We start from the raw sequence: 14,946 nt of genomic DNA, 5'->3' as shown, positions 1-14,946 counted from the left end.
ATGTGTAAAGAATTATGAATTATAAAAGCAATAAATTTTCTACAGACAATCCTACTAATATTTTATTAACTAAATTTTTAAAAATTAATTGGGTTATGGTTTTATGTGTTGTTTTTTTAGGTTTAGTGGGGGTTGCTGCGTTATACTCAGCAGCGGGAGGCAATTGGAATCCATGGGCAAAAAGTCACTTAATAAGATTAATTATAGGTGTATTTTTAATGTTTATAATAACATTTATACATCCAAAATTTTTTTATAAACTCACTCTGATATCATTTTTATTAGGCTTACTGTCACTTGTTTTTGTTAAGTTTTTTGGTGTTGGAAGCGTTCAAAGATGGATTACGATAGGTGGATTAAACGTTCAACCATCTGAGCTGATGAAATTTGCATTAATTTTAATGTTAGCTAGATATTTTGATCAATTATCAAAAATCAACTTCAACAGACTGTTTTCTTACGTCATTCCAATTTTATATATCATTATACCAGGTTTGATTGTAATTTCTCAACCAGATTTAGGAACGGGATTAACTATAATTATATTAGGATTTGCAATACTTTTTTATGTGGGTGTGTCTCTAAAGTTTGTTTTTATATTTTTATTAACGTTTATTTCTTCTGTCCCAATAATTTGGCAACAGTTATATAATTATCAAAAGAATAGAATTTTAGTTTTTCTTAATCCCGAAATTGACAGTTTAGGCAGTGGTTACCAGATCATACAATCTAAAATAGCGATTGGTTCAGGAGGGCTCTTTGGAAAAGGTTATTTATTAGGAAGTCAAAGCAGATTGAATTATTTACCTGAAAAACACACAGATTTTATTTTTACTTTAATTTCTGAAGAATTAGGTTTTTTTGGAGCGATGACTATAATTTTAATTTTTTGTGTATTGATTGCATCTATTGTTAAAATTAGTTTTACTGTAGACACTTTATTTTCAAAAGTAATAGTTTTTGGTGTAGGATTATTAATATTTCTCTACTTAACTCTAAATATAGGTATGGTATGTGGATTATTGCCTGTTGTGGGAGCACCTTTGCCATTAATAAGTTACGGTGGAACTTCGTTATTCACGATTTTGATTAGTGTAGGAGTAGTGTTAAGTATCAATGTACATAAAAATGAAGCATAATCAGCAATATTTAAAGGGTTTCAGATGTTTAGATTTTTTGTAATAAAAAAATGGCTTTTATGGTCATGGATTGGATCATTTGTAATTTTATCATCACTTTGGGTTCAAGTAAAAATTGATGTTGAAATTAATAAGTGGTTTGGAGAATTTTATGATATGATCCAAAAAGCTTTATCTAAACCTAATTCAATTACAATTGAAGAATACTGGGAAAGCTTGTTTTCATTTATTTCATTAGCTGGTTTATATGTATCAGTTTATGTAATTATTAGTTTTTTTACAGCTCACTTCTTATTTAGATGGCGGGCAGCTATGGTTGAGTGGTATCACTCAGTTTATGAAAGAGCTAGTAACATTGAGGGAGCAGCTCAAAGAGTTCAAGAAGATACAATAAAGTTTTCTCGAATAATGGAATCACTTGGTACAAGTTTAATTGAATCAATAATGGTTTTAATTCAGTTTATTCCAATATTATTAGGATTGTCAGTTGGAATTCCAATATTTTTCTTTGGAGATTGGCAATACGGTCTGATCACAGGTGCTTTGATATGGACTTTAGGTGGAACCATCTTTTTAATAGCGTTAGGGTGGATATTAAGGTTAGTAGGAGTGGAATACGATTTACAAAAGAAAGAAGCTGCGTATAGAAAGTTACTCGTCATTGCAGAAGATGATGGAAATATTAGACCAAAAAAGATTGAAGAATTATTTGATGATGTTAGGAGTATCCATTTTTTAAGTTATCTTCGTTATTTATATTTTAATGTTGGACGTATGGCTTATTTACAAGCTAATGTTTTATCTGCTTATGTGTTTTTAGCACCAGCCATTGTTGCAGGTGTTGTAACACTTGGTGTTATGCAACAGATTATTAGAGCTTTTGGAAGAGTTGAGGGGTCTATGCAATATTTATTAAAAGCATGGCCAACTATTATTGAATTAGCGAGCGTATATAAACGTCTGAGAGAATTTGAAGCACTCATTTTAGAAGATATTGATGTTAATCAGTCATAATTAGAAAATTTATAATGTCTACTCTTAATTTTTCAATTGGTATTTTAAGTTGGCAAGGTTACGACAGTTTAGTTAATTCACTTATTTCATATCAAAAAAACGGCTTGTCTTTACTTACAAATAAAAAGTTTATTTGTTTGCCTGAATATACAGAGGAAGGATTAAAAATAGCTACAGAATTCAATTATCAACCAATTTTAATAAAAAAAAATAAAGGTATTCTTCATGGTTTTAAAACTTTAGCAGAACTAATGCCGAGTGGACCTTTATTATTGTTAGAGAATGACTTGCCATTAATAGAAAATAAACAAACAACTTACGATCAATTAAAAGCTTCTATAGAGCTGTTATCAATGCCTAACGTTATTCAAGTTAGATTAAGAAATAGAAACGATCCGGGAGAGCCATTTGTAGCTCTCAAGAAATATAAAAGCTATTGGTCAAATACTTTTGTTTCTCGTATGAAGAGATTGTTAAGACCTTCAAAAGCAGAAAAATTAATAGGAACGTCAACTTATGTAATCAGCAATCCTGATAAACGTCACCCAGATAAGGTCTATGCAATTGCTAATGGCTTTTACCGAGTACCTAGTTCTGTTTTAAACTGGGCAAATTTAGGAATTTTAGTAGATAGAAAAAAATATTTAGACATAATTGTAAAAAAGGCAGAAGAAATAAATACAAAAAAAAAGATTAATGGATTTAAAAATATAGAAATTGAGTTGAATAATTCTTGGTGGAGAAAACAAAAATTTGACATCGTAATTGCTCCAGGTTTGTTTACTCACAATAGATTGTCTTATAGAGGATATTAGTCAGATGATTTAAGATTTCTTTTTATCTTTAATTATTTGTCGAGCTCTACCTATTGATAGGCTGTCGTCTGGTACGTCTTGATTAAAAACACTTCCCGCTCCTAAAGTTACTTCGTCCCCAATTTTAATTGGAGCAATAATTGTTGAATTAGAACCTATAAAAGAATTTTTACCTATTATTGTTTTATTTTTATTGTGTCCATCATAATTACAAGTAATTGTTCCCGCTCCAATATTTGTAGATGTACCTATCTCACTATCTCCTATGTATGATAAATGGTTGATTTTAACTTTTTTGTCCAAATTACTTTTCTTTATCTCAACAAAATTCCCAATTTTAGTTTCCTTACCTAAGATGCTTTCGCCCCTAATTCTTGCAAAGGGGCCGATTACACAATTTTCATGTATTTCGCAATCTTCAATATGTGAAAATGATTTGATCTCAACTGCTGAAGAAATCTTAACATTTTTACCAAATACAACATTAGGGTGAATAGTTACGTTTTTACTTATCTCAGTGTCAAAATTAAGAAAAACAGATTCTGGATCAATTAATTTTACGCCATTTAACATAGCTTGTTTTCTTAGAGAATGTTGAGCAATTTTTTCTGCAATTGATAAATCAATTTGGTTATTGATTCCTAAAATTTCATTTTCATTTATCTCAACAAAGACAATTCCTTTATTTTGTAAACTTAAAATCTTTACTAATTCTGTTAAATAATATTCGTTGGTTATTGTGTTTTTTTCAATTTTATCTAGATCGTTTATTACTGAGCTGTGTATAGCCATAATACCGCCATTACAAAATTGCGAATTAATATTTTTAAGTTCAGCATCTTTTTGTTCAATTATCTCAACGGGACTATTTTTTTCTGAAAAAATAACTTTACCATAATTATTTTTTTCCTTTTTTTTAAAGCCTGAAATCACAAGCTTGGTATCATTATTAAATGCTTTTATGATTTTAAGTAAAGATTTAGGAGTTATAAATGGCGTATCTGCAAAACATACAAGTATTATACCTGTAAATTCTCTTAATTGTTGAGTTGCCTTTTTGACAGCATCACCAGTTCCTAGAGCTACAGGTTGTGTTACTGTTTTTAAATCACTCGTAATACCTTTTATAAGGTCATTATTTTCAGGGATTACAATTATAGATTTTTCTATTTTAGCTGCTTTATTTGCATCAATAACCCATTGAAGCATAGATTTCCCAGAAATTGTATGTAATGGTTTAGGGATATCAGAAGACATCCTATTTCCCTTACCGGCACTTAATATTATTGAACATATATCCATAAAAATGTTATATAACTTAAGATTAAAAATATAAAGCTTAAAAGTTTAACAATAAAAATTCAAAGAAATTTTTTATATTTAGAGGATATGTTATGTGTGGTGTTGTCGGTATTATAGGCAAAAAAAATGCAAGTTCACTTGTCCTTGAGGGTTTAAAAAAATTAGAATATAGAGGGTATGATTCTGCAGGCATCGCATCCTTTTATCAAAAATCAATTCAAGTCGCTAAGTCTGAAGGAAAACTTGTAAACTTAATTAATAAAGTAAATGATTTAACTAAAGATAATTTGTATTATGACACTTCTATAGCTCTAGGGCATACTAGATGGGCTACTCACGGCAATGTTAACATAAAAAATGCACATCCATTAACTAGTGAAAATAGAGTTGCTGTAGTTCATAATGGTATTATAGAAAATTATGCTTCAATTAAGAAAACATTAGAGTCTGAAGGATATGTTTTTACAAGTCAAACCGATACTGAAGTTTTGCCTCATCTATTTAACAAGTATTTAAAAAAAGGTCATGACTTTCTGCAAGCAGGGAGGCTAGTGCTAAAAGATATCAAAGGTGCATTTGCATTTGTTGCAATTTGTTTAGATTTTCCTGATCAATTGTTTGTGTCTAGAAATTCTTCACCTTTGGCTATCGGATTAGGTGAGGGATCAAATTTTGTTGGATCTGACGCTCAGTCAATTAATCATTTAACAAATAAAATAATTTATCTTGAAGATGGTGATTATGCATTAATTAAAGTTAATAACATTGAAATTTTTAATAATGAATCTAATAAAATTGATAGAAAAATAATTAATGTTCAATCTGAATTAGGCTTAATCACCAAGGGTGGTTATAAGCATTTTATGGAAAAAGAAATTTATGAACAACCTTCAGTTATTCCTCACACTATCTCTTCATTTATAAATCCCAAATCAACTATTGATATAGATCTAGATAAATTAGGTTTTAGTCAAAAAAGTTCTTTAATTATTTGTGCAGCTGGAACAAGTTATTACGCAGCTTTGATAGGTAAATATTGGATTGAACAAATTGCAGATGTTCCTGTAATTGTTGATCTTGCTTCAGAGTATAGGTATCGAGAGCCATCTATATTTGGACAAAGCTCTATGTTAGTTATATCTCAGTCTGGTGAAAGTTTAGACACTCTTATGGCTCTTAGATATGCAAAAAAACTTGGTCTAAAAACAAATGCTATTGTCAATGTAGAGGGGAGTACTATTGATAGAGAAGTTGATTATAGTTTGCGTACTAAGGTTGGACCAGAGATTGGTGTAGCTAGTACTAAATCATTTACATCGCAATTAGTAATTTTATTTTTAATAGCGATTGCGCTAGGTAAAAAATTTAATAATTTAAAACCACCTAAAATAGAAAGTTACGTCTCTTATTTGAACAAACTACCTCGAGCTATTTCTAAAATGTTAGAATTAGAAAGCCAAATAATTACAGTTGCTCAGGCAATAAAAAATGCTAATAGTGTGATATTTTTAGGTAGAGGTTATCTTTATCCATTAGCATTAGAAGGAGCTCTTAAACTTAAAGAGTTAAGTTATATCCATGCTGAAGGATTCGCTGCAGGTGAGATGAAACATGGACCAATAGCCTTAATAGAGGACAAGTTGCCTGTAATTATGTTCTTAATTGCTGATGGTCTTGAAGATAAGTCGATTAGCAACTTACAAGAAGCACACTCAAGAGGCGCAAAAATATTTTTATTTGCTGATAAAGCATGTATAGATAAAGCTCCGTTTGCTCATTTTAAAATTGAAATACCTAATTTTTCAGATGAATTTAAATCTGTATTGTCACCCGTGCTTATGTCTATTCCAGCACAATTATTGGCGTATCATGTTGCTAAAGAAAGAGGTACGGATGTAGATCAACCTAGAAATTTAGCAAAATCAGTAACAGTTGAATGATGGGGTTAGGTGGGTTTTAGATAATTCAAACATTCAAGTTTTTCTATCATTTACGATTAAAATCACTGCACCCAATCTCAAAAAAATAAAATACTCTTCATACCAACAAAAACTCTGGGAAATTATCAAAGAGAAACATAACTCTGGAATAGGTTATAGAAAAATTTCTTATTGGTTAAATGAACATGGTTACAAAACAACCAGAGGACGGACATTCAAAAATACTCATGTATTTTCTATTCTTAAAAAGAAAAAGATTGCAGATGAAAGAAAGGAAATTAGGTTTCAACCTATTATTCAAAACTTAAAACTCAAATTGAAGAAAAGAAAGGCAACAATGTATGGTTTATGATGCTAGTAGTAAAATCATCAATTCATCAACGTTAATTTTTTTAGAATTTTAATTATTTGATTTAATAAAACTACTTACGAGTTAAAATATTTTGTGAGAATACTTTTAGTCAGAAAAAGAACCGTTTTTTACTAATGTTCCATTTTCCCAATAACCCTCTAGAACTTTCGTACTGAGGATATTTTTACCCATAAACATGATAGTTTCTAATTTACCTTCACCATGTGGTTTCAATTTTGAAAATTCACCAAAGTACGAAAACATTACCCAAGCATTAGTATCAAAATCATAATCAATGTTAAGGGGTTTTACTTCTACTGAGTTTTGGTTTTCTATCATTTTTATGATTGAACTCTTTAGTGAATTTAATATAGTGGTCTCCAATTTATATGATTGCACTTCTGAACTATTATTTTGTCCTTTTTTTTCAATTATTTCACGTAATTGTGAGTAATTTAAGCGACCATAAGAAGGTTTGCCGTTTTTGAATTCACCAGCATAGGTTATTCCGCCGCCTATTGAAATAGTTTCATTGATTATACAGACACTCCCAATTCTTGGCATTAAATCAAACTTACATGGCAGCATCATTATTCCAAGGTGAAAACATAAAAGCGTCCCTAAAAAAAATGAAACTAGTGCGATAATAATTTTATTTTTCATATAAAAAATCTTCCAACTTTTATAGTTTTTTTAAGAACATTATCCTAAGTATGGGGTATTGAAAATTTGATGTTCAGTATATATTTTTGACGCATAATTACTATGCTTTTAATTTTTTGTATTCTCATAATTATAAAACCACACAACCCCACAAATCGTTCACCGTGGAGTGAGTGAGAACAGTCTTTTCTTGACTAAAAAAACTTCAATTAGATACATTTGTTTCAACGTAAAAATAAGATTTAACAACCTTATTTCAGAGCAAAATCCTAACAAATTTTCTAAAAAACAGTACTCTCGTTATAGATTGATTAAGACACTACATGATAATGGTTTAGGGTACCGCAGAATTGCGTCATATTTAAATGAAAAAGGTTTTACTACTGAAAATGGACATATTTGGAAATCTAATTATGTATATTCTGTTTTGAAGAGATTTAGTGAAAGACAAGAAAGAATTAAATTTAGAAATAGAAAATATAATCCTAAGTTTTCTAAAATGTGGGAAGAATATGAAATTTAAAATAAGTTTACTTAAATTTACTAGTTAATATTTTAATTATGAAAACAATTTATCTCATAATAATTCTATTTAATAGGAAGCAAATATTTTAAGGGATCATTAGTTGGTTTGTTTTCCCAAGTAAAATTATGAGATGGAACAACAAGACCACTCTTTCCCTTGAACCTTGGATCGTCTGTGTTTACATCAATACCTAAAGAAATATGATCTCCAGTTCTTCCACCTGTTGATCCAACATAACCAATAAATTCACCTTTTTTAACATCTCTTTTTACATAACCTCCACAATTAAAAGCATTTCTTTTCTCTCGTTCTGTTTGAAATTCTAATGGGATAGTGCACTTACCTTTTCCAAATCCAGGGACAAAAGGATTATCAGACATTAAATGATAGTAAATTATATAATTACCATATTTATCTTCAAACAAAAGTTTTAGATCATCATAAGGTTTTGAAACACTAAAATTAGTATTTTGCCTACCAGACCTTCCTGTCCTTTGTTTTGCACTCCTATTAGTAGCAGTAATAAGCGTCATATCTGCAATCGCTAAAACAGGTGTCCCTCTTTTAACGTGAAGCGTCTGACCTTTTTTTGATTTATATCCCTTACATGAGGGACAACAGTTTTGTGTTTTTTTCCCAAGAGTCGCAGCATTATTGATGCCCTTTACTTGAACCCCATTAAAAGAGCAAGGTAAACCCTTAAAAGTTACATATTTGTCGGATTTTGAGTAATATGAAGTTGCAGTTACGCAACTTTGTAAAAAAAATGCAATGAGAATAAAAAGTATTTTTTTCATGTTTATGTAATAATTTAATTTTTATTAAGTTTAAAAATACCAAAATAATGTTTTACGTTCAACCAAGAAAATTTGCATCAGCATTAACAGTGGAGTGAGTACAAAGTATCACTTCTTAAGATTATCAAATGAGCCAAAACCTCCACCACCTGGTGTTTCCATAATGAAAAGATCGTTTTCTCTGACTTGACAGCTATCATTTCCTTTTAAGTTTACAATTTTACCATCATTTGTTTCGAGCCATTCTTTACCACATTCACCCGGTTTACCCCCATTAACTCCAAAAGGTTTTACTCTTCTATGTGAGCATAATGTTGTAACTGTCATGGGTTCCAGAAATCTTAATTTTCTTGTCACTCCATCACCGCCAGAATAGTTACCTTTCCCACCTGAATTTTTTCTAATAGAAAATTCCTCTAATCGCACAGGGAATCTTGTTTCTAAAACTTCTGGATCTGTGCTTCTAGTATTTGTCATATGTGTCTGAACGGCTGAAGTTCCGTGAAAATTTGGTCCTGCTCCAGTACCACCGCAAATAGTTTCATAATTTTGAATTTTATCATTACCCCAAATAAAATTATTCATAGTAGCTTGGCTACCCGCAATTACTCCAAGAGCTCCAAACAAAGCGTTACATGTTAATTGACTTACTTCTGTATTACCTGCAATGACAGCTGAAGGATATTTTGCATTTATCATTGAGTTGTTGGGAATTATAATATTTAGTGGTTTAAAACAGCCTTCATTTAAAGGAATATTGTTGCCAACTAAAGTTCTGAACACATAGAGAATTACTGCATGACAGACCGCCATAGGTGCATTATAATTAAACGGATTTTTTTCGGCTGTCCCTGTAAAGTCAATTGTGGCCTCACGTTTTATTTTATCAATTCTTATTGTTACCTTTATAAACTCACCATTATCTAGTTCGTATTCGTACTTACCTTCACTTAGTTTTGTAATTGCATTTCTAATGCATTCTTCGGCGTTATCTTGAACATGGTTCATATAGGCTTGAACTGTTTCAATACCAAACTGATCAATCATAGATTTTATTTCATTAATACCAGTTTTATTTGCAGCAACTTGAGCTGCTAGGTCTGCCATATTATGTTCAACATTTCTACATGGGTATTTACCTGAAGATAAAATATTTTTCATTTCTTTTTCTTTAAAAACGCCTTTATCAAACATTTTAAAATTATCAATGAGTACACCTTCTTCTTCAATATGTTTTGAATCAGGTGGTCCAGAACCAGGTGTTGTGCCTCCAATATCAGCATGATGACCTCTTGAAGCTACAAAGAAAATAATTTCTTTACCTGCTTCATCAAAAACGGGTGTAATGACTGTAACATCAGGAAGATGAGTGCCTCCATTAAAAGGGGCATTCAATACAAATACATCACCTGGAAATATGTTATCTTTATTTAATTTTATGACAGTTCTTATTGCCTCAGACATTGAGCCTAAGTGAACAGGGACATGAGGGGCATTTGCGACTAATGCTCCTTGATTATTAAAAAGAGCGCAAGAAAAGTCTAACCGTTCTTTAATATTTACAGAAAATGCAGTGTTAGCTAATGTGGCACCCATTTGCTCGGCTATATTCATAAATAGATTGTTAAAAACTTCAAGCATAACTACGTCAACTGAAGTTCCTATTCCATTTTCTATTTTTTTCTCTTCAAGTCTAGACAAAATTAGATTTTGATATTTATCTAAATATCCAGACCATCCTTGTTCAACAATGTTTGTTCCTGTTGCTTCGCATATAATAGCAGGTCCAAATATTTTCTGATCAGCTTTTAGTTCTGATCTAAGATAAATTGGAACAGAATTTTCAGAAGTGTTTACATACATTTTTTTATAGGATATAGGCTGGGCATTTATTGGAGGGCTTGAAACTTTAGTAAAATCTTGGTGTTCAGAAGAGTTACCAATGGCTTCCACTGTTAGCATTTCAATAAAAATTGATCTTTCTGCAACAAAAAAACCAAATCTTTTCTTATGTTCTTGTTCAAAAGAATCTCTCATTTTTTTGACATTATCAAAATTAACTTCTAAATTTTGATGAGAACCTTGATAATGTAAAAATGCTTTTTTAACTAAAGTAATTGCAGAATTTTTAATATCTTGTTTTTTTAAATCCTCTTTTGCCAACAATGATAAATTATCAATCAAAGTGTTAGCCTCTTTAATTTGATTTAAGTTTTTGTCAAAATGACGTTCTCTAATGCTTCTTATTTCTGCTAAACCCATGCCGTATGCAGATAGTACGCCTGCATATGGATGAACCAAAACATTAGTTATACCTAGTGAGTCAGCAACATGACAAGCATGTTGTCCACCAGCTCCTCCAAAACAATTCATTGTATAATTAGTAACATCATAACCTTTTTGAATGGATATTTTCTTAATTGCATTGGCCATATTCTCAATAGCAATTTTTAAAAAACCTTCTGCCATTGAGATTTCATCCATTTGTGATTTTTTTGTTTGTTGTGCTATATGTTTTGATAACTCCGTAAATTTTTTTCTAACGACTTCAACGTCCAATGGATCATTTCCATTTGGGCCAAAAACACTTGGAAAATGTTCAGGATGGAGTTTTCCAAGTAAAACGTTACAATCTGTGACTGTTAAAGGGCCACCTTTACCATAAGAAGCTGGTCCAGGTATAGCACCAGCACTTTCTGGCCCCACTTGAAATCTGCCATCTTTAAATGAAAGAATTGATCCTCCACCTGCTGCAACAGTATTAATTTGCATCATGGGTGCTCTTATTCGGACACCTGCTAATTCAGTTTCAAAAGATCTTTCATATTCACCAGCATAGTGACATACATCAGTAGACGTTCCTCCCATGTCAAAGCCAATTAATTTGTTATAACCAGCTTGCATTCCTGTTTGTACCATACTGACAACACCACCAGCTGGGCCAGACAAAAGAGCATCTTTTCCTTGAAAGAGATTGGCATCTGTTAATCCACCATTTGATTGCATAAACATTAATTTTGTAGATTTGCTACTTTTTAGTTCTTCTGAGACTTGATTTACATACCGTCGAAGAATTGGAGATAAGTATGCATCTACGACAGTGGTATCACCTCTTCCAACTAATTTTATTAAAGGGGAGACTTTATGGCTAACTGAAATTTGACTGTAATTTTCTTCTTCTGCTATTTTAGCTATTTTATCTTCGTGGTTAGGATTGATGTAAGAATGCATAAATGCTATTGCAACACTGTCTATACCATCAATTTTAGCTTTCTTTAAGGATGCTCTTACTTCTTTTTCATTGAGGTGTTTTAATACATTGCCGTTTGCGTCTAATCTTTCAGAAACTTCAACTACACGATCATATAAAAGTTCTGGAAGATTAATATTTAAATCAAATAGTAACGGCCTATTTTGATATCCAATTCTTAATAAATCTCCAAAACCTTTGGTTATTAATAAGAGTGTTCTATCACCTTTTCTCTCAAGAAGAGCATTTGTGGCAACCGTTGTCCCCATTTTCACTGATGATATTTTATCAACAGGTATTTTATCTTCATTTTTTAAATTTAGAATTTTTTTGATACCAGCGATTGCTGCATCTTTATAAATACCAGAATTTTCAGATAAAAGTTTATCAATTATAATTGATCCATTAGGTTTTCTTGCCACGATATCTGTAAAAGTCCCACCTCTATCAATCCAGAATTGCCACATTGTCTAACACCATTAATTAATATGAATAATAAAATTTATTTCTTTAAATCATCTTCAATATAAATTTGAATTATTTCATCGAAGGTTGTTTCGGCTTTGAAACCTAAATCAAGAGATCTTTTTGTGCTAAAGTTTCTTGCCCATCCACTAACAATTTTTTTAATTACTGGATCTGGTTGATATTTAATTAATTTAACAACGTCATTTCCTGCAACTCTTCCGAGTGCTTCAATTTGTTCTTGAACAGTCACAGAAAGACCTGGCATGTTCAAGGTTATTCTATTATTTAATTTTGATGTATCAAGCTCAGCTGCATGTATTAAAAATCCTGCGGCAGATCTAGGAGTGGCATGCCAATGTCTTACATCAGTATCGACTGGTAATATTGCTTCTTGACCATTGAGAGGTTCTCTAATAATGCCAGAAAAAAAACCTGAAGCAGCTAAGTTTGGTTTTCCTGGTCTAACACATATTGTTGGTAATCTTATAGATATACCATCAACCATTCCTTTTCTTGAATAGTCAGCTAATAACAATTCAGAAATAGCTTTTTGTGCCCCGTAAGAGGTAAGAGGGGTAGTAAAAAAATCATCAGGTATTAGATCGGGAAATGGAGAACCAAAAACGGCAATTGAACTTGTAAATACAACTCTAGGACAATAACTATCACCTTGAGATCTTATAGCCTCAAACAAGCCCCAACTTCCTTTAGTATTAATATTCCATCCAAGGTCAAATTCTTGTTCAGCTTGCCCCGAAACTATAGCTGCAAGATGAAAAATAATATCTGGTTTAGTTAGTATCAAATCATTACTTACCTTAGGGTCTGATATATCGCCAGATTTTGTAATTATAGGTATGCTTGAATTTTCTGGATAAGGGGCATTTATAATGTCAAATAATGTGATTTCACTAACTTTTTTACTTTTAATTTCTTTTTTTTGTAAAATAAGACTAAGCAATTTTTGCCCAATCATTCCAGCTCCACCCAGTATTAAAATTTTCATAAAGACCTCTTTTTAAAATTATTTATTGAAGATTTTTGTATAACAACATATTTAGATACAAACTTAAAATAAAAAATATTTTTTTGGAAACCAAATGCATTATTCTATAAAGTCAATTTTAACAATGTCACCTGTAATGCCTGTTTTAGTAATCAACAAGGTTGACAAAGTAGAACATTTATTTGAATCATTAATAAAAGGTAACCTTAAAGTAGTTGAGATTACATTAAGAACTTCGTGTGCTTTAAAAGTAATTGAGATTGCATCAAAAAAATTTCCTTCTCTTATGGTTGGTGCAGGAACTGTTTTAAATGAAAAAGATCTTCAAGATATAAAGAGTGCAGGTGCTTCTTTTGCTGTAAGTCCTGGTTCTACAATTTCATTGGCAACAAAAGCTCTTGATATGAAGTTTCCTTTTCTTCCTGGTATTGCAAATTCTAGTGACATAATGAATTTAATTAGTCTTGGATATAAATCATTTAAGTTTTTTCCTGCAGAGGCTGCGGGAGGTATTAATTATATTAAATCTCTTAATGGACCATTTCCAGACATAGTGTTTTGTCCTACAGGAGGAGTTAATCAAGAAAATGCAACAGAATGGCTGAAACAAAATAATGTTATTTGCGTTGGTGGTAGTTGGATTATCCCTTCAAATAATGAAGATTATAACGAAATTGAAAGAAGAGCATTATTAGCTTCTAAATTAAGAAGCTAATACATCAATTATTTCTATATTATTTTATGATAATAAAACGTGTCTATTATTGAGCAAGTATTTTTTCGACATTCATTTAAAATATTGTTATTTCTTTTTTACTAACCTTGAATACAAATTTGATTTTGTTCACCAAGACCTTCAATGCCTAGCTTCATTGTGTCACCTGCTTTTAAAAAAACAGGAGGCTTCATACCTAAACCAACTCCAGGAGGTGTTCCAGTAGCAATTACATCACCAGGGTTTAAACTCATAAATTGAGATAAATAATATACAATGTGTTTTGCTGAAAAGATCATAGTATTGGTTGATCCATCCTGCATTCTCTTTCCATTTACGTCTAAGTACATCTTAAGATTTTGTACATCTGGTATTTCATCTTTTGTAACTAAATAAGGTCCAGTTGGTCCAAAAGTGTCACATGATTTACCCTTTGTCCATTGACCTTCTCGTTTAATTTGAAAAGCTCTTTCTGACACATCATTGACTACACAGTAACCAGCGATATATTCCTCTGCCTCATCTTCATTAATGTATTTTGCTTTTTTTCCAATAATGATACCTAGCTCTACTTCCCAATCCGTCTCAGAAGAATTTCTAGGAATTTCAACATTATCATTGGGTCCAACTATAGCTGAAGTAGCTTTAGAAAAAAGAATTGGCTCGCTTGGAACTGGTAATCCACTTTCAGCTGCATGATCTGAATAATTTAAACCAATACATAGAAATTTTCCTACGTTTCCAACGCAAGCACCTAATCTAGTATCATTCGAAACGATTGGTAAAGTAGAGAGATCAATAGCACCAATTTTTTTTAAGCTTTCTGAATTAATGCTGTTTCCGTTAATGTCAGGAATATGACTTGATAAGTCTCTTATTTTGCCTTCATGATCAATAATTCCTGGTTTTTCATTACCAAATTTTCCATGACGTAATAATTTCATTATGTTTCCTTTCTA

13 protein-coding genes are annotated in these 14,946 nt (G+C 31.1%); 7 read left to right on the top strand and 6 right to left on the bottom strand.

From position 1 onward, the window contains the following. Window positions 1-14 precede the first annotated feature (14 nt). Genes rodA through ABXT66_RS07120 form a run of 3 tightly spaced genes read left to right on the top strand, consistent with a single transcriptional unit; the run spans window position 15 to window position 2,968 of the window. Entirely contained in the window at window positions 15-1,139 is a 1,125-nt protein-coding gene (gene rodA, locus ABXT66_RS07130) for a rod shape-determining protein RodA (RefSeq protein WP_443642800.1), read from the top strand. Window positions 1,140-1,163: 24 nt separating this feature from the next. Beyond that, the gene (locus ABXT66_RS07125) at window positions 1,164-2,153 is read left to right on the top strand and encodes a putative transporter (protein ID WP_443642799.1); all 990 of its coding nucleotides are present in this window, start codon (window positions 1,164-1,166) and stop codon (window positions 2,151-2,153) included. 14 nt (window positions 2,154-2,167) lie between these two features. Then, window positions 2,168-2,968, top strand: a complete 801-nt coding sequence (locus ABXT66_RS07120; protein ID WP_443642798.1) for a hypothetical protein — start codon at window positions 2,168-2,170, stop codon at window positions 2,966-2,968. 9 nt (window positions 2,969-2,977) lie between these two features. Here ABXT66_RS07120 and glmU read toward each other — a convergent pair whose 3' ends face one another. Then, window positions 2,978-4,270, bottom strand: a complete 1,293-nt coding sequence (gene glmU / locus ABXT66_RS07115) for a bifunctional UDP-N-acetylglucosamine diphosphorylase/glucosamine-1-phosphate N-acetyltransferase GlmU (protein ID WP_443642797.1) — start codon at window positions 4,268-4,270, stop codon at window positions 2,978-2,980. Window positions 4,271-4,362: 92 nt separating this feature from the next. Here glmU and glmS point away from each other — a divergent pair, with 92 nt between their 5' ends. Further along, window positions 4,363-6,210, top strand: coding sequence for a glutamine--fructose-6-phosphate transaminase (isomerizing) (gene glmS, locus ABXT66_RS07110; RefSeq protein WP_443642796.1), 1,848 nt, complete (start codon window positions 4,363-4,365; stop codon window positions 6,208-6,210). Further along, window positions 6,203-6,562: a recombinase family protein gene (locus tag ABXT66_RS07105; protein ID WP_443642795.1), complete on the top strand. Its 360-nt coding sequence runs from the start codon at window positions 6,203-6,205 to the stop codon at window positions 6,560-6,562. Before glmS ends, ABXT66_RS07105 begins: the two co-directional genes overlap by 8 nt. A gap of 105 nt (window positions 6,563-6,667) precedes the next feature. On the opposite strand, the gene ABXT66_RS07100 is transcribed toward ABXT66_RS07105, so the two are convergent. Then, window positions 6,668-7,225 carry a hypothetical protein gene (locus ABXT66_RS07100; protein WP_443642794.1) on the bottom strand — a complete coding sequence of 186 codons (558 nt, stop codon included), beginning with the start codon at window positions 7,223-7,225 and terminating at the stop codon, window positions 6,668-6,670. A 307-nt stretch (window positions 7,226-7,532) separates the two neighbouring features. Here ABXT66_RS07100 and ABXT66_RS07095 point away from each other — a divergent pair, with 307 nt between their 5' ends. After that, window positions 7,533-7,748, top strand: coding sequence for a recombinase family protein (locus ABXT66_RS07095; RefSeq protein WP_443642793.1), 216 nt, complete (start codon window positions 7,533-7,535; stop codon window positions 7,746-7,748). Window positions 7,749-7,813: 65 nt separating this feature from the next. On the opposite strand, the gene ABXT66_RS07090 is transcribed toward ABXT66_RS07095, so the two are convergent. The 3 genes from ABXT66_RS07090 to denD all read right to left on the bottom strand — a co-directional run bounded on the left by ABXT66_RS07090 (window position 7,814) and on the right by denD (window position 13,272). Next, a complete protein-coding gene (locus tag ABXT66_RS07090) occupies window positions 7,814-8,548 on the bottom strand; it encodes a hypothetical protein (RefSeq protein ID WP_443642792.1) in 735 nt (244 codons plus the stop codon). Between the two features lie 108 nt (window positions 8,549-8,656). Next, window positions 8,657-12,265 (bottom strand): hydantoinase B/oxoprolinase family protein, encoded by a 3,609-nt coding sequence (locus ABXT66_RS07085; RefSeq protein WP_443642791.1) that lies wholly within the window; start codon window positions 12,263-12,265, stop codon window positions 8,657-8,659. Between the two features lie 35 nt (window positions 12,266-12,300). Continuing rightward, the gene (gene denD, locus ABXT66_RS07080; RefSeq protein WP_443642790.1) at window positions 12,301-13,272 is read right to left on the bottom strand and encodes a D-erythronate dehydrogenase; all 972 of its coding nucleotides are present in this window, start codon (window positions 13,270-13,272) and stop codon (window positions 12,301-12,303) included. A gap of 94 nt (window positions 13,273-13,366) precedes the next feature. Here denD and eda point away from each other — a divergent pair, with 94 nt between their 5' ends. Further along, window positions 13,367-13,987 (top strand): bifunctional 4-hydroxy-2-oxoglutarate aldolase/2-dehydro-3-deoxy-phosphogluconate aldolase, encoded by a 621-nt coding sequence (eda, locus tag ABXT66_RS07075; RefSeq protein WP_443642789.1) that lies wholly within the window; start codon window positions 13,367-13,369, stop codon window positions 13,985-13,987. Between the two features lie 101 nt (window positions 13,988-14,088). Here eda and ABXT66_RS07070 read toward each other — a convergent pair whose 3' ends face one another. Then, entirely contained in the window at window positions 14,089-14,931 is an 843-nt protein-coding gene (locus ABXT66_RS07070) for a fumarylacetoacetate hydrolase family protein (RefSeq protein ID WP_443642788.1), read from the bottom strand. Between the last annotated feature and the right edge of the window lie 15 nt (window positions 14,932-14,946).

It is taken from the genome of Candidatus Levibacter sp. Uisw_134_01, assembly GCF_047717795.1.
Taxonomy (GTDB): domain Bacteria; phylum Pseudomonadota; class Alphaproteobacteria; order Puniceispirillales; family Marisalimonadaceae; genus Marisalimonas.
This window is presented reverse-complemented; position numbering and strand designations above follow the sequence as displayed.